We start from the raw sequence: 14596 nt of genomic DNA on the forward strand, positions 1-14596 counted from the left end.
AGTTGGCCATGACCGCTAAAACCGCTACCCGCACACGCCCCGCGGCTGTACCAGAGACTGAAGAGGCTGCCGGCCAGCGCGGCAAGCTGACCGACCTGGCCTATGAGCAGATCGAGGAAGCCATCGTGACGCTGCAACTGGCGCCAGGCAGTTCGGTATCGGAACTGCAGCTGAGCGAAATGACCGGCATCGGACGCACGCCCATTCGCGAAGCGATCCAGCGGCTGGCGCGGGAACACCTGATCATGGTGCTGCCGCAGCGCGGCCTGCTGATCGCGCCGATCGACGTCGGCAAACAGCTGCGCCTGCTGGAGACTCGCCGCGAGGTAGAGCGCCTGATCTGCCGCAGCGCCGCCCGGCGCGCCACGCCCGAGCAACGCGACCATTTCAAGCGGGTGGCCAAGGAGTTCGAACAGTCGTCACGCAACGGCGACGACGTCGCGTTCGTACGTGCCGACCGCGAATTCAACGAGCTCTGCCTGGTGGCTGCGCGCAATGAATTCGCCGATGGCGCCATGCGGCTGATGCACGGCCTGTCGCGCCGGTTCTGGTACCTGCACTACAAGGAAGCAGCGGACCTGCCCACGATGTCGAAGCTGCACGCCGCCGTGGCATCGGCGATTGCGCGCGGCGAGGTGGACGGCGCCGGCGATGCGCTCGACGCACTACTGGACAACATCGAAGAGTTCACGCGGGCCACGGTCCTGGGTGACTATCGTTAGTCGGCAAGACGATTCCTCACCCATTCGGCCACGGCCTCGAGCGAGCGGAAGTCGGCTACCGAGCGTGCCACAAAGTGCCGCTCCGCGCTGTCGGCAAGCCGCGCCAGCGCACGCCCCGGGGCGAGTTCCAGCAGTACGCCAGCCCCGCATTCCGCTATCTCGCGCTGGCAATCGCCCCACCGGATCGGCTGCGCAATAGCGCGCGGCAGTGCTTCCAGCAGGTCCGACGGACGCAGGCAGCGGCGCCCGTCAGTACCACGGATGACGGGCGCCGAAATTGGCCGCGGGCGTATCCGCTGCAGCCACGCCGCGAACTCGGATGAGGCAGCTTCCAGCAATGGCGTATGCGATGGAACGTGAACGTCCAGGCGACGAGTCCATGCGCCGTGGCTGGATAGCCGGTCCTGCGCGGCGACCATTTCGTCCACTCTTCCTCCCAGGACGACATGATCGTCGCTGTTGACGATGGCCAGGTGCAAGCCGCTGGCGTGAGAGAGCAAAACCGGTATGGGCAGCCCGCCGGCGGCCAGCATGCCGCAGTCCGGCGGCGCGTGTGCGGACATGATTGCCGCGCGGGCCTGCGCGGTGGTCGCGGCGTCCGCGTAGTCGATCGCACCCGCACAACTCCAGGCCGATACCTCGCCAACGCTGTAGCCGGCAAACAGCGCCGGCGGCGGCACCCACGGCTCGAGCACTGCCCATGTGGCGCAGGCTAGTGCCACGAGCGCCGGCTGGGCATAGTCGTTGTCGAACAGCCGATCGCCCGCGCGGGCCCGGGCCACCAGGTCGCAGGCACCTGCGTCACTGAACGCCTCCAACACTTCTCGCCCGCGAGCATGCCCGATGACCAGATGGAACATGTCAGGCGACTGGCTGCCCTGCCCTGGACAAAGGATCGCTAGTTCCTGCATGCTCGTTCACCCTTCCATCGCATGGATAAACAGGCACACCGCCAGCAGGTCGGCACTGCCGCCGGGACTGAGCCACCGTTCGCGAAAGGCGTGGTGTATGCGGACGGCACAATCCTGCCAGCCTGGTGCCAGCACACCGCCGGCTTGCAGGAAACTGCGCGCGATTGCCCTTGCGAACGCGAGCCCCTGGGCGCCGCCACGGTGCAACAGGTTCGTGTCGTCCAGCGCACTCATCAAGGCAAAGAAGGCCTGCACCCTGGCGTGGTTGGGCGAGCCCGTGCGCGCCAGCGCGAAGCGATAGGCCGGCAACGCCAGCCGGTAGACCGACGGAAAGCCCGCGGCCGCTTCCGCCGGCGCGCCGCCTACGCCGTATCGGTCGCTGGCGCGGTTGCCGTGGGCGTCGGCACGTCGGCCGTGCCGGGCGATGTCTTCGCCCCAGCGGTGCCGGACCAGGCTTCCCAGCGGTTCCCGCCGCGTGGCGTCCCGCTGCTCGCGCCAGCCGGCAGCCGCGGCCAGCAAGCCAATATGGAAGATCGCGCCGCGATGCGTGTTGATGCCGCCCGTCGCGCGAAGCATGCGCGCCTCCGCCTCGATCGCGATGTCCCGCAGCGTCCGGAATGCCTCGCCAGCAGCCCCGGCGCGCGCCATGTCGAAGAAATAGTGCCGTAGCGACAGCGTGCTGCGGACAAAGGTCGCGCTGTCCATGTCGGCATGGCTGCCGGTATCGACGAGACTGACCAGACCGGGCTTCGGATAGGTGACCAGCTCGCCGAGCAGCGCGCGCACGGCGGCATTGCGGGCGGCGATCGCCGGGGAAGCCGGCGAAGCCAGCGCGGGCTGTTTCAGCATGAAGCCTCCCACGATTCCAGGATTTCAGCGCGTGGCAGCAAGGCGTGGCCCCGGACCGTCTTCACCAGCAGCTTGCGACTCTTCCCGGCGAGTTCGCGCCACGAGACGCCACCCCCGGAAGGAAGCTCGATTTCGCCATCCATGCGCAGCGGCGCTGTAGCCTCGATCTTCTCAAGGTAGTCGAGCCATTCACTGGCCTGCGCGGCGCTAGCCGGACGAGCCAACAGATCGAGGTCGGACGTGTCGCGCCAATAGTTGCCGCCGCCGGCGTGCTGCCAGAAAGCCGAACCGTACACCCAAAGGGTCATGTCGATTTCGGCAGCTTGCGTCACCAGCGCCGCGGCGAAATGCCCAGCCTCTGCTGGCAGCGTGGGAAGCGCTTCGCTCAACGTCAGCGGCGGCTCGACGCGGGCCAGTACATGACGCGGCACGCCGCATGACAACCGGATGCGCTCACCGGCAGTGCGTGCCAAGGCCAGCCCGAGCGTTGGCCATCCCGGGCGGTCGTGGACGCCGGCGCTGCGGCCAACGAATGGCAGTCCCTGCCTCGCCCGCTCAATGATGGCGGCCGCGGCGCGCTCATCCCCGCCCACCGCCAGTTCGCGGGCTTCGACGTCCGGCTTCAGCCAGACCCGGCGGTGCCGCCATGGTCCATGGAGCTCCTGCATCACGCGGCTCCCGTCAACCATCTGCCAGGACTGCGGCGATGACGCGGTCCGCATGCGTGCGCCCGCCGCGCTCCATGCCCTGCCGTGCCCTGGCATCCGGGCCTGCCGGCTGTGCCAGCGCACGTTCCAGTTGGCTGGCCAGTTCGCCATCCGCGCTGTCCCATACCGCGTCGACGGCGCCGAGCCGCGCATAGTTTTCCACGCCCGGGCCGAAGATGGCCGAGGTCTGGCAAAGGCGTTCGAGATCCTCCAGTGGAATCTGCGTGATGCGCGACATCGCCGGCAAGGCCATCACCCGGATCTGCGCGGTCTTCATTGCATAGGTGCGATCGGCAATCATGCCAAGCGAGAGGAAGCCACCGCTGACCGCTTCGCCATAGACCAGGCTCAGGAGCCGGTGACCCTGCACCCGCGCAAGCTGGAAACACTTTGCGAGATGCGCAAGGTAGCCGCCATTGCCGAGCAGTTCGTCGCGCCGGGCCAGCTTCTGTCCCTGCGTGTCGACGAGCATCAGGATGGCCCTGCCGGGGTGATGCGCGACGACGTTCAGCACCTCAGCCGCCAGTGCGAAAGCGAGGTCGACGCCGATTGCCGCGTGCCCCGCGGTGCCAACCACCGCGACAGGCATGTCCCCGCTCAGCCCGGTGCCGCGCACCAGTTCGCCATGCAACGCGACATCATGCCCTTGCGGGAAAAGCTGCTCGCACAATGAGATCACGTCAGGCATCGGCACGCTCCCGTACGGTGTTGGCCATGGCGACAAAGGCTTCCGTGTCCAGCATTGGCACGGCGGCCGGATCTTCAACACCCAGTGCGCCCCAGATCTCCATGGCATCCTGCGTCGCGCCGAAGCGTTCCAGCCGACGCGCCAGCGCCCGGTGCTCGCGCAACACGGCATCCAGCGATAGCGGGACGGACTGGCCAAGCAGACCGCCGATCGCCCCGCGCAAGTCTTCCATCGTGTCGCGTGCGAATGTGCCGGCCTCACCGAGCAGGTAGCGGTGCTTGCCGCCCATGGTGCGCCAGACCAGCGCCCGGTCGCGCGCGTCGAACTCTTCCACGCCCTTCTGCGATTCGATGACCTCGGGACCGGACACGGAATGCCGCCCCTCCTCCGTCATGACAATGTGGTCGCAGCATCGCGCGACAATGCCGAGGCCGCCATAGCAGCCATTGGCACCGGCGCAGACGACAATGATGGGCACCCCTGCGGCACGGACTTCGAACACCGCCCGCTGGATTTCGGAAATCGAGATCAGTCCCGCATTGGCTTCATGCAACCTGACGCCGCCGGTGTCCCACAGCAGCACCACGGCGGCCGGCTTGTCGCGGGCGGCAAGCTTCAGCAGTCCGGTCAGCTTGGCGCCGTGGACCTCGCCGACCGATCCTCCCATGAAGCCCGGCTCCTCGGCAGCAAACAGCACGTCGCTCCCGTCCAGGCGGGCCCGGCCAATCATGACGCCGTCGTCGAAAGCAACTGGGATGCCCAGCGTCGGCAGGTGCGGACTGACCACACGTTCCTGCGGCGGCAGGATTTCCCGGATCGAGCCGGCGTCGAACAACCCGGCCACACGCTGGCGTGCAGTGGCTTCATAGTAGCTGCGCGACCCGTCAGCCCTGGCGGCAAGTGTCTGCGTTGTCATAAGCCCAACTCCTCGGCCGCCTGTGCCAGCCTCAGCGATACCACGGACGGCGTGGCGCCAGCGTCGTTGACAGTGATAATCAGGTTGCCCTTGCGATATCGGTCCGCGAAGTCGCGCAGCACCGCTTCCCACGTGGTGTCAAACCCGGCGATTGAGGTATCGACCACGAAACGCATGCGGCCGCCCAGTTCTTTTGCTTCCACCAGTGCCTCCAGGTTGCCGGAGCCGACCACACCGACCAGCGTGGGTTGCGTCCCGCGGGACTGGTACGGCGGGAACGGGCCGAATTCGTATTCAAGACGTTGCATAGGATTTCCAATGTCCGCTCACCAGTGACGAAAACGCTTGGGCGGGTCATACAGGCCGCCGGACCAGCGCACGAGGTCCTTGACCGACCTGGCGGCCAGCAAGTCGCGGGTCGCCAGGCGCGGGTCGATGCCGAGGTCTTCCGGCCGCTGCACGATGCCCTTGTCGCGCAGGTTTTCCACCTCGCGGCGGTCCCGTGCCAGGCCGACCGGCGTATATCCCGCCACGCCCCGGATGGCCTGCTCCCGCTCGCGCAAGGTCGCGCACCGGTGCAGGTGGGCGATGCCTTCCTCGGTCACGATATGCGTCACGTCGTCGCCGTAGACCATCACCGGCGGCAAGTCGAGGGCAAAGTCCTCCTGCAGTTGCCAGGCGTCGAGCCGCTCGACGAAGGTCGGCTGCATCTTCTCGCGGAAGGTCTCCACCAGTTGCACGACGAGCTTGCGCCCGCGCGGCATGCGGGACAGTCCCGCCCGGCCCTCCGCCCCCGCCTTCAGCCATCCGGGACTGCTGTGCCGCCGCCCGCGCGACTCGCTGCCGAAGTTCGGCGCGCCGCCGAAGCCTGCAATGCGGTTAAGCGTTGCGGTGGATGAGTTGCCTTCCAGGTCGATCTGCAGCGTCGAGCCGATGAACAGGTCCGCGTAATGGCCGGCGAGCTGGCAAAACGCCCGGTTCGACCGCATCGAGCCGTCCGGCCCGGTGAAGAAGACATCGGACCGCTGCGCGACGTACCGCTCCATGCCCAGCTCCGACCCGGCACAGTGGATGCCCTTGACGAAGCCCGACTCGATGGCGGGAATCAGTGTCGGGCACGGGTTCACGCTCATGTACTCGCAGATCTTGTCGCGCAGGCCGAGGGACTCGGCGTAGGTCGGCAGGATCAGCTCGATGGCCGCCGTATCAAAGCCGATACCGTGGTTGAGCCGGCGCACCTGATACGGCGCGTACAGCCCCTTGACGACCATCATCGCCATCAGGACTTGCACCTCGCTGATCAGCGCCGGATCACGCGTGAATATCGGCTCAATGTAGTGCGGCTTCGGCGCCTTGACGACGAACGACACCCAGTCCGATGGCACGTCGACGCGGGGCAAGACGTCGACGATCTCGTTGACCTGTGCGATCACGATGCCATTCTTGAAGGCGGTGCCTTCGACGACTGCCGGCGTGTCCTCGGTGTTCGGCCCGGTATAGAGGTTCCCCTGTGCGTCGGCGCTCTGCGCGGCGACGAACGCCACCCGGGGCGTAAGGTCGACAAAGTAGCGGCTGTACAGTTCGAGGTAGGTGTGGATCGCGCCAACGCGGATGCGGCCTTCCTTGATCAGCCGGCCCATGCGCACGCCCTGGTCGCCGGAATAGCAGAAGTCGAGGTCGCGGGCGATGCCGCGCTCGAACACATCCAGGTGCGAGGCCAGCGCCAGGTTGGACTGCACGATATGGAGGTCGTGCACGCGCTGCGGGTCGGCCTTTGCCAGGCACGCGGACAGGAAATCGGCGTGCTTCTGGTTATTGCCTTCGATGCAGACGCGGTCGCCCGGGCGCAGGATGGTCTCGATCAGCGCGACGGCGTCAGCCGCATCGACGTGCTTGCCCCGTGCCAGGTGGGCGGCCAGGGCCAATCGGGAGGCCTTGTCGTCGGCCAGCGTGTTCCAGGCGCGCGGCGCGACCTGTGGTGTCGGATTCATGGTCGGCCGCCTGGTCAGGAGTCTAGTGTGATGCCGGCTTCGCGGATGACGGTGCCCCACTTCTTCAGGTCGTCTCTCGTGAGTTGCGCGACTTCCGCTGGGGAACGTGCGCTGATCTCATCATTGCCCAGTTGCGCCAGCTCCTTGATCACCGCCGGGTCCGCCATGACTTTCTGTAGTTCGCCCTGTAGCCGGGTAGCCGCCTCCTTGGGCAAGCCCGCTGGCGCGACCATGCTGAAGCGCAACGTCGCCTCGTAGCCCGGCAGGCCGCGTTCGGCAAGCGTAGGGACCTCCGGCAAGGCAAGCGAGCGCTTTGCCGATGTCACGCCGAGTGCACGCACCTTGCCTGCCGCAATCATCGGCAACGCGGGCCCGATCGTGGCCATCATGACGGGCACCTGTCCGCCGATCAGGTCCGTCATGGCAGGGCCGGCGCCACGGTACGGAATGTGGTCGAGCGCGACGCCGGCCTTGCGCTTGAACAGTTCGCCGGCCAGATGGTGCACTGACCCAACCCCCGAGCTGGCGTAGCTGTACTCGCCCGGCTTCGCCTTCCTGAGCAGCGCCACAAGCTCTTCCACGCTGCTGGCGCGGACATTCGGATTGACGATCAGGGCGAGGCCCGTGGTGCAGACGTAGGACAGGTAGGTGAAGTCCTTGAGCGGGTCGTAGCCGAGCTTGCGCAGGTTGGGCATGATGCTCATCGGCCCCGAGTCGGTCAGCCCGAGGATGTAGCCATCCGGAGCGGATCGCGCGACGGATTCGGCACCGATGGAAGCCCCCGCGCCGGGCTTGTAGTCGCAGACCACAGGCTGTTCCAGATACTGCTCCAGCCGACGGCAGATGATGCGCGCCGTCGCGTCAGTGGAGCCTCCGGTGGCATAGCCAAGCACGACTTTCAGCGGCTTGCTGGGCCAGGATCTGGCCTGCGCGTGAGGTAGCGCAAGCCATGTGGCCCCCGCCCCCAGAAAACGCAACATGTTGCGACGCTCTGGCTTCATCGTCCGCCTCCCTATCTGACATCACTGTTGTCGACTCATAATATATTAGTTGTGTATTTATGAATTGAGGGTCTTCCCTGAGACGATGGCGCCGAAAAAAGGGCGGAGGACGAAGGGCGGAGGACGGAGGGCGGCGGCTGGACGGAAGCCGGTCGTCAGGGCCCCTTCCAGGCGTACGATCGAACGCTTCCCAGAACCAGCATTGAAGGGAAGCGGAAGCGGGAGCGGAAGCGGAAGCGGAAGCGGAAGCGGAAGCGGAAGCGGAAGCGGAAGCGGAAGCGGAAGCGGAAGCGGAAGCGGAAGCGGAAGCGGAAGCGGAAGCGGAAGCGGAAGCGGAAGCGGGAGTGTCGCGCCATCTCGATCAGGCGCAAGAGCTGGTGAAGGCCGCCCCTCTCGACAAGTCTGAGGTTTTTAACGCTCCCCACCGGGTGCGGCGGACGATGCCGTCGGCATGGGCCCGCGTGTCCGCAACCCGGCGGGTTGGTAGGCCTCAGGACGAACGCTGGTCCTTGGGCTTGTAGTTGTCGACCTGGTTGGCCGATTCGAAGCTGGCGCGGTTCAGGCTGAGGAAGGACTCCGCGGAAAACGGTGCCTGCAGTTCGCGCACCACGTCGGCACCGCCCGAGCGGAGGCGGTCCCAGGTGGTGTTGAGCTTGTTGTCGTGATGCACGCAGAAGTCGCCGCAGTCCTTGTGGTGGGACATGATGATGGCGGCCACCTGGGTCTTGGCGGCCGGCGTCGCCGCAGAGTTGGCCAGGTAGTCCTCGGCCCTGGCGGACTCAAGGAAGTGCTCGCGCACCTGGTTCTTGTAGTCGGTCACGCTGCTGCGGCATTGCTGCGACCAGGTCGAGCAGGCGCTCAGCAGCGCCTGGAGTTCGGCAACCTTGGTGTCGAAGATATCGAGGCGCCGCTCAGCCTGCGCGACCTTGAGGGCCAGGTCCAGCTTGCCGGCGCAGCGCGCGGTGCCGTTTTCCGTGCCCACGCGTCCGGTTGCGTTCCACGCGTCGCCGGCGATCTTCATCTCTTCCACCGAATGGGTCACCTTGAAACGGTAGCGGTCCATGTCGGCGACGCTCGCTTCCTTGAGCGAGAACTTGACATGCTCCTCCACCGTGATCGGCCCTCCCCTGTTCAGCTTGCGGGTATGCAGGTAGCTGCGCAGCTTGCCTTCGACAGCCGTCTCGGCCTGCGAGATCAGGCCGCCGATCACGGGGATTGGGATCAGGCTCAGCGAGGCCCGGCCGATCGCAGTCAGCCCGCCCAGCGCCTTGGAGGCAAAAGAACCCTTTGAGTTGATCGCGCTGCGCAGGCCATGGAAGCGAGACGAATGCCCGATCCGGGCCAGAACGCCTTTGTTGGAAACCTTCTCGGCTGCATAGACCCAGATGTCGCGAGTTGTCGGCATGGTTGTTGTCCTTAAGAAAAACGGTGTTTCCGCATGGATTCGACGGTTCCGGCTATTGCTGTTCCAGCAACGCCAGGTAGCGATGGACGTCGCCGTCCTCGCGCAGGATGTCGCGCATCAGCTCCGCAAGCGGCATCTGGCCCCAGCTCACCGCGCGCCTGAGCAGGTAGGGCGTGGGGCTGTGCGGCTCGTGCTGCGCCAGGAAATCCGCGACTTCCTCGAGCAGCCGGTAGGCATGGGCCCGGTTCGCAATGCCGTTCGCCGGGTGGCCGGCGGCCAACCCGGCGCCAGCCCCCGGGACCGCGGGCAAGGGTTGGGCCGCAGCCCGTATCGGCTCCTGCCATTCATTCATGCTGGCCTCCGTTGCAATGTCCGCCGCGGCATCCATGACGGCCGGCGCGCCGGCGTCCGGCGCCTGTGCCTGCGGCACCTCGTCATACCCCTGCAGCAACGCGGCGACAGCACGCTGCAGGCGCTGCAGCGCTTCCGGCACGCGCCGCAGGCTGGGGGCATCGCCGCCAAGCCGGGCATCGATGGCGAGATCGAACTCGTGCCAACGCTGCATGGCATCCTCGAGCTGGCGCCGCATTGCCACCAGCGCAGCCTGGTTGCGCCCCTCGCCGGCGCGCCGCACCAGGTTGTCGCGGCTCAGCCCCTCCTCGCCGCCCGTGGCCGTCCGTTCCCAGCGCTCCAGAGAGACCGCCGGCACATCCAGGTCGGGCAAGGTCAGCAGCGGCACGTGCAGCGTCAGCACCAGCGGCAGCATTTCGTTGAGCCAGGCGAAGGGCGCGCAGCGCGCGTCGCTGTCGCCATCCTCGATGGCGGGATGGGCGTCGTCCCAGTAGTGCTGCGCCAGCGCGCTGAGCGCGCGCGTGCCGGCCACAAACCCGGCCACGCCGTGCATGTGGGTCCAGGCCTCGCACAGCCAGGCGGCCAGCTGGAAGTCCTTGCTGCGCCCGACCAGCGCCTCGCTGCACAGCGCGGCCACACGGCCCCAGTCGGCCTTGGCCAGCGGGCGCTCCCACTCGCCCATGGGCAGGGTGGCGTCATCCTGGTGCCGCGCGGCGCGGATTGCCGGATAGAGCGGGTCGTAGCGCAGCGAGATGCCGGCAGGCGCGTCGCCCGGGACCGGGCTGATCAGGGTTTCAAGGTCCAGCGGCGGCATGCCCGCGGCCTCGGCAAGATTCGGCGGTCTCATGGTCATAGCGATCTCACAGCGGGGTCCAGTCGGGAGCTTTGGTCGGGAAGCTGCGCGGCCACGGCAGCGGCGTCTTCTTGCCGGCCGGGGTCAGTGCCATGCGCAGGAACACGCGGCCCTGCCCCTGCTTCGGCACGGCGCTCAGATCTGCCGGCGTGGCCGACGCCAGCGGGAAATCGAAGCGCAGCAGCGACGCGGCACCCTCGGCGCGCAGCGAAGGATCCGCCACGCGCTGGCGCCCGATAAACGAAATAAGCGCCCAGGGATCGGCAAAGCGCCAGGTCATCGACCTGCCGTCGGTGGACAGCGCGCGCTGGCGCGGGTCCGCCGTGGCCTGCAGCGGCGAATCCTTGGCGAAGCGCAGTGTCAGCATCACCGGCATGCCGTACTCCCAGCGCAGAGAGCGCGGTGCCTCCTGCTGAGACAGGCTCTGCGCGCCGATGCTCAGGCTCCAGTCGATGATCTGGTTGCCGGCCAGTTCGGCACCGCGATTGACACGGAAGTCGACGTTGACGTCGTAGCCGCCGGGCGTGCTGTCATCCACCGGATACAGCGGTGAAAGCAGCGTCCTGACCTGCTCGAAGTTGTCGATGAACTGGTGCACTGGCATGCCTGCGGACACGCCCTTGAGCGGCCCGTCGCCGCGTGGCTCGCGATAGACCGCCGAGACCTGCTCGTAGCGCTTGAGCACGCGACCGAGCTCGCCGTAGTCCGCCATGGTTTGCTCGGCCGGGCTGGCCCCGCCCTGCACGGCCGCGCCAAAGGGCGCGTGCCCCGCCACGCGTTCGTTGAAGGTCGCGGAGAAGCCGTCCCACTGGCGCTGCAGCTCGGCGAAGTACCCCTGCGCGCAGCGCGCCAGCAAGCCCTCGTAGACGCGAGCCTGGAGCGTGGCGAAGTAGTCGTCGGCACCGCGCGGCAGGCGGCTGGCGAAGCGGGCAAAGCAGCCCCCGCGGCCGCCATCGGCGGCCATTCCCTGGATGAACTGCTCAAGCATCAGCAGATGGCTGTTCGGGTTCTTCAGCCGGTAGCGCTCGAGGTCGCGCGTGATAGCCAGCCAGCGCTGCGCCAGCGGCGAAGCGGCATCGCCCGAGTTGAGCACGCCCAGGTAGACCGAGGCCTCGCGCCCCAGCGCCAGTGCGCGCCCCGACTGCTGGTCCAGGTAGGGGCCGAGCCCGGCCGCGTCGCTCAGGCCGAATGCCGCCAGCATCGGCGACCGGCCGCGGGCATCGCCGCCGGACTGGCGGATTGCATAGAGCTCGGACTGTTGCAGTGCCTCGTCGACCGCGCGCAGGTGCGCCAGCGCATCGCGCGAGACCAGCGAATCGAGATCCTCCACGCGCGCCGTGGCGTGCATCTCGGCCAGCGCGGCCTTGATCTTCGCCAGCCGGCCCAGCGCGGCCTCGAAGGCGGCGCTGTCGCTGCCAGTGCTGCCAGTGCTGCCCCCGGCGCCGGCCGGCGCGACCACCGCGGCGGCCGCTACCTGGTCCATCACCAGCCGGGCGAACTGCGCGTCGATGGTGCGGGCCACCGTATCGCGCGAGGCGCCCGGCAGGTCGGCCAGGCCCTCGCCCACGAAGCGCTTGCGGGTCTCGGCCAGGGCCATCGCCTGGTCGAGCTGCTGGCGGTCCCAGTTCACCACCGTGCCCGCGCTGAGCGCGGGCAGCGGCAGGTCGCGCGGCGCGGCCATGAAGGGCTGGTTGACCAGCGCGGCCAGGCGGTCGCGCAGCGCCAGCCGTTCGGGCGCCACCGTGTAGCGGCCCTCCTTGTCCTGCCAGACGATGCCCGGCTCGGGGCCGCTGAAGCGCTGCGCCAGTTCCTCGCGCAGCGCCGCGAAGCCGTCCCGCGCGCGCTCGCGCTGGCGCGCCACCAGGTCCTCGCCCAGCAGGCGGCTGCGCGCGGCCTGTGCCAGCAGGCGTTCGTAGGCCTGGCCGGGCGCGAACTGCGGCTGGCGCAGCCAGCCGGCCTTGCCGCCCGCGAGCAGCTCCTGTTGCGTGCCGATGCCCGCCACGATCTCGCGATAGTCGGCCAGCACATGGCTGAAGTCCGTGCCGGCGCCGCCCAGCGCCTCCAGGCCGCCCCGGACCGATCGTTCTGCCACCAGCAGCGCGTTGTCGCTGAACAGGCGCGCCTCGAGCTGGCGCGCGCCCTTGTCGTAGCTGCAGCGCAGCGGCTGCAGCACCTGCGCCGGGCCTACCGCGGGCGCGCTGCCGGTCATGGCCTGCGCGCCGCGCCCGGCGCCGCCGTCGGTGCGGAAATATGACAAGGTGCCGGAGACGTCCCCATGCAGCTCCGCGCCCAGCGCATAGCGCACCACCGTGCGCAGCGCCTCGCTGCGCCCTTCACCGCCGCGTTCCAGACGCTGCAGCGCCGACAGCGCGGCTTCGAACTGGTCGACCGCCGCCACATACTGCTGCAGCGCGCGCATCTCGGTCAGGTCTTCGATCGCCAGGCTGCGCGGACGGCCCGCGCCACCCGCGCCACTGCCCGCATCACCGCGCGCGCCCGCGGGCGCCGCGCAGTCGTCGCCGATCACCAGCTCGCCGGTGCTGGGGTCGCGCGCGACACCGGTGAGCTGGCTGACGCGCGCCAGCAGCTCGCGGTGGATCGTGGGCAGTGCCACCTTGCCGAAGTCGCGCTGGAAGTGCTCGCGCACGCGCCCGTCCAGATCGTCGAACAGGCTCCAGGAACCCGGCATGAATACGGACCAGGTCGACTGCGCCAGCAGGCGCTGGTTCATGTCGATCAGGCCGAGCGTCTGGCGCCGGTACCACTCGGGCGGGAGGTCCTGGCCGGCCTGCGCCGCCTGCGCGCGCTGCTGGCCGGCAGTGCGCAGCCCATCCAGCGCTGCCAGCAGTTCCGCCTTGCGTTGCCCGAGCTGCCAGGCGTCCACCGCCAGGCCGACACCCCATACCCCCACCAGCGCCACGCCGCCCCAGCGCAGCGCGCGGTGCACCAGCGGACGGGCCAGGTGCTGCGAGCGCGAAGGCCGGGTCAGGCCGTATTCCAGGAAGATCTTCTTGTCGAACAGGTCGCGCAGGAAGGCCGGCTGCAGCATCAGCTCGGTCAGGCGCGTGCCGCCGGCGTTGCCGACAACGCTGTCGCCGGCATCCAGCACCGGCTCGATGCGCTCCGGCAGGCTCCCGCTGTCTTCGCGTTCCGGCGCCGGCTCACTCCGCGGCGCATCGCTCAGGCCCTGCGCCGCCAGCTCGCCGCTGTCGCCGGTCAGGTAGACGCCGCGGAAGAAGAACGGCTCGTGATAGGCGCTCGGGCGCAGCAACTCGTCGATATAGCGCTGCAGCTGCGCGCGCATCGCCTCGATGCGGGCCGGCAACAGCAGCAGCTGGCGCGCGTCGAGGTCGGGCGGCGCCGCTGCCAGCAGCTCGGCGGTGCTGTCGGACACGCTGCGCACGATCGCCGACATGGCAGCCTCGACCCAGTCCGAATGGTAGGTGGCGGACAGGTCGTAAGGCGAGGACCAGCCCAGCATGCTGGCTCGCATCGGCTCGGGCAGGTCCCGCGCGAACTGGGCGAAGCCCGGCAGCGCTTCGGCGCCGGTCACCACCACGTAGACGGCGAAGCGCACCGCGAAGCGGTTCTGCGCCAGCCACAGGCGCCGGTGCACGAGCTTGGCGCGCCGCACCAGTTCGAGCTGGGCGTCGGTGTCATCCGCCAGCAGCTTCGCCACCGGCACCGTCACCACCACGCTGTCGAAGGGACGCTGCGGACGGTAGTTGCGGCACAGCCCGAGGAACTCGTCCCAGGGCTTTTCATCGCCATCGTCATCGGGCGAACCGAGGTAGCCGGCGTTGATGTCGATCACCACGCCCCGGTCGAAGAAGTGCCACGAGATGCCCTGGGTGGCGGCCGCGTTGGCGGCGTCGGTGCCAAGCGCGCTGGACACGCCCGATTGGGCGATCGGCAGCGGCCGGGCGTCGTCGCCCTCGTTGAGCACCATGATCCAGGGGATGTTGTAGCGCTCCGCGCGCGAGGCGAGATTCCCCTCGATCAGCTCGATCGCCTGGCGAAACGCCGCGCGCAGCGTATCGGTGCGCAACCGCACGATCTTGCGCTCGCCGGCGGGCTTGGCGCGCCCGCCCTGTGCCGCGTAGTACAGCACCAGGCCGAGCACGGCGAATGCGACCAGCGTCAGCACGCCGATCGAGAGCAGGAAGAGATTGCTGGTCAGCATGCCATGGCTCCCTTGCCAG

At 68.3% G+C, this 14596-nt stretch carries 13 protein-coding genes; 1 reads left to right on the forward strand and 12 read right to left on the reverse strand.

The window, feature by feature from the left end:
• Positions 1-8 precede the first annotated feature (8 nt).
• Complete coding sequence (locus tag CTP10_RS37245; protein WP_116318321.1) at positions 9-722, forward strand: GntR family transcriptional regulator; 714 nt, start codon at positions 9-11, stop codon at positions 720-722.
• Here the strand turns inward: CTP10_RS37245 and CTP10_RS37250 are convergent.
• From CTP10_RS37250 to CTP10_RS37305, 12 genes are all read right to left on the reverse strand, one after another.
• Positions 719-1582, reverse strand: coding sequence for an acyltransferase domain-containing protein (locus CTP10_RS37250; protein WP_233527997.1), 864 nt, complete (start codon positions 1580-1582; stop codon positions 719-721). The genes CTP10_RS37245 and CTP10_RS37250 overlap by 4 nt on opposite strands.
• A gap of 57 nt (positions 1583-1639) precedes the next feature.
• Positions 1640-2482 (reverse strand): triphosphoribosyl-dephospho-CoA synthase MdcB, encoded by an 843-nt coding sequence (gene mdcB, locus CTP10_RS37255; RefSeq protein ID WP_116318323.1) that lies wholly within the window; start codon positions 2480-2482, stop codon positions 1640-1642.
• Complete coding sequence (mdcG, locus tag CTP10_RS37260; protein WP_158577639.1) at positions 2476-3150, reverse strand: malonate decarboxylase holo-[acyl-carrier-protein] synthase; 675 nt, start codon at positions 3148-3150, stop codon at positions 2476-2478. Before mdcG ends, mdcB begins: the two co-directional genes overlap by 7 nt.
• Before the next feature lie 13 nt (positions 3151-3163).
• Positions 3164-3877: a biotin-independent malonate decarboxylase subunit gamma gene (locus CTP10_RS37265; RefSeq protein ID WP_116318325.1), complete on the reverse strand. Its 714-nt coding sequence runs from the start codon at positions 3875-3877 to the stop codon at positions 3164-3166.
• Positions 3870-4793: a biotin-independent malonate decarboxylase subunit beta gene (locus CTP10_RS37270; protein ID WP_116318326.1), complete on the reverse strand. Its 924-nt coding sequence runs from the start codon at positions 4791-4793 to the stop codon at positions 3870-3872. Before CTP10_RS37270 ends, CTP10_RS37265 begins: the two co-directional genes overlap by 8 nt.
• On the reverse strand, positions 4790-5101 hold the full coding sequence (gene mdcC, locus CTP10_RS37275) for a malonate decarboxylase acyl carrier protein (RefSeq protein WP_116318327.1): 312 nt from the start codon (positions 5099-5101) through the stop codon (positions 4790-4792). Before mdcC ends, CTP10_RS37270 begins: the two co-directional genes overlap by 4 nt.
• An 18-nt stretch (positions 5102-5119) precedes the next feature.
• The gene (mdcA, locus tag CTP10_RS37280; RefSeq protein WP_116318328.1) at positions 5120-6784 is read right to left on the reverse strand and encodes a malonate decarboxylase subunit alpha; all 1665 of its coding nucleotides are present in this window, start codon (positions 6782-6784) and stop codon (positions 5120-5122) included.
• Positions 6785-6798: 14 nt separating this feature from the next.
• Positions 6799-7785, reverse strand: a complete 987-nt coding sequence (locus CTP10_RS37285; RefSeq protein ID WP_116318329.1) for a Bug family tripartite tricarboxylate transporter substrate binding protein — start codon at positions 7783-7785, stop codon at positions 6799-6801.
• Positions 7786-7940: 155 nt separating this feature from the next.
• Positions 7941-8141, reverse strand: a complete 201-nt coding sequence (locus CTP10_RS37290) for a hypothetical protein (protein ID WP_147316193.1) — start codon at positions 8139-8141, stop codon at positions 7941-7943.
• A 134-nt stretch (positions 8142-8275) separates the two neighbouring features.
• Positions 8276-9190: a hypothetical protein gene (locus tag CTP10_RS37295; RefSeq protein ID WP_116318331.1), complete on the reverse strand. Its 915-nt coding sequence runs from the start codon at positions 9188-9190 to the stop codon at positions 8276-8278.
• A gap of 52 nt (positions 9191-9242) precedes the next feature.
• Positions 9243-10394, reverse strand: coding sequence for a type VI secretion system protein TssA (gene tssA, locus CTP10_RS37300; RefSeq protein ID WP_116318332.1), 1152 nt, complete (start codon positions 10392-10394; stop codon positions 9243-9245).
• Positions 10395-10401: 7 nt separating this feature from the next.
• On the reverse strand, positions 10402-14577 hold the full coding sequence (locus CTP10_RS37305; protein ID WP_116318333.1) for a type VI secretion system protein: 4176 nt from the start codon (positions 14575-14577) through the stop codon (positions 10402-10404).
• Positions 14578-14596 lie beyond the last annotated feature (19 nt).

It is taken from the genome of Cupriavidus sp. P-10, assembly GCF_003402535.2.
GTDB lineage: Bacteria > Pseudomonadota > Gammaproteobacteria > Burkholderiales > Burkholderiaceae > Cupriavidus.

What these genes read in the sequence shown, in the direction of transcription:
- CTP10_RS37245 (WP_116318321.1), top strand. Translation starts at nt 9, where the DNA reads ATGACCGCTAAAACCGCTACCCGCACACGCCCCGCGGCTGTACCAGAG.
- CTP10_RS37250 (WP_233527997.1), bottom strand. Translation starts at nt 1,582, where the DNA reads ATGTTCCATCTGGTCATCGGGCATGCTCGCGGGCGAGAAGTGTTGGAG.
- mdcB (WP_116318323.1), bottom strand. Translation starts at nt 2,482, where the DNA reads ATGCTGAAACAGCCCGCGCTGGCTTCGCCGGCTTCCCCGGCGATCGCC.
- mdcG (WP_158577639.1), bottom strand. Translation starts at nt 3,150, where the DNA reads ATGCAGGAGCTCCATGGACCATGGCGGCACCGCCGGGTCTGGCTGAAG.
- CTP10_RS37265 (WP_116318325.1), bottom strand. Translation starts at nt 3,877, where the DNA reads ATGCCTGACGTGATCTCATTGTGCGAGCAGCTTTTCCCGCAAGGGCAT.
- CTP10_RS37270 (WP_116318326.1), bottom strand. Translation starts at nt 4,793, where the DNA reads ATGACAACGCAGACACTTGCCGCCAGGGCTGACGGGTCGCGCAGCTAC.
- mdcC (WP_116318327.1), bottom strand. Translation starts at nt 5,101, where the DNA reads ATGCAACGTCTTGAATACGAATTCGGCCCGTTCCCGCCGTACCAGTCC.
- mdcA (WP_116318328.1), bottom strand. Translation starts at nt 6,784, where the DNA reads ATGAATCCGACACCACAGGTCGCGCCGCGCGCCTGGAACACGCTGGCC.
- CTP10_RS37285 (WP_116318329.1), bottom strand. Translation starts at nt 7,785, where the DNA reads ATGAAGCCAGAGCGTCGCAACATGTTGCGTTTTCTGGGGGCGGGGGCC.
- CTP10_RS37290 (WP_147316193.1), bottom strand. Translation starts at nt 8,141, where the DNA reads ATGGCGCGACACTCCCGCTTCCGCTTCCGCTTCCGCTTCCGCTTCCGC.
- CTP10_RS37295 (WP_116318331.1), bottom strand. Translation starts at nt 9,190, where the DNA reads ATGCCGACAACTCGCGACATCTGGGTCTATGCAGCCGAGAAGGTTTCC.
- tssA (WP_116318332.1), bottom strand. Translation starts at nt 10,394, where the DNA reads ATGACCATGAGACCGCCGAATCTTGCCGAGGCCGCGGGCATGCCGCCG.
- CTP10_RS37305 (WP_116318333.1), bottom strand. Translation starts at nt 14,577, where the DNA reads ATGCTGACCAGCAATCTCTTCCTGCTCTCGATCGGCGTGCTGACGCTG.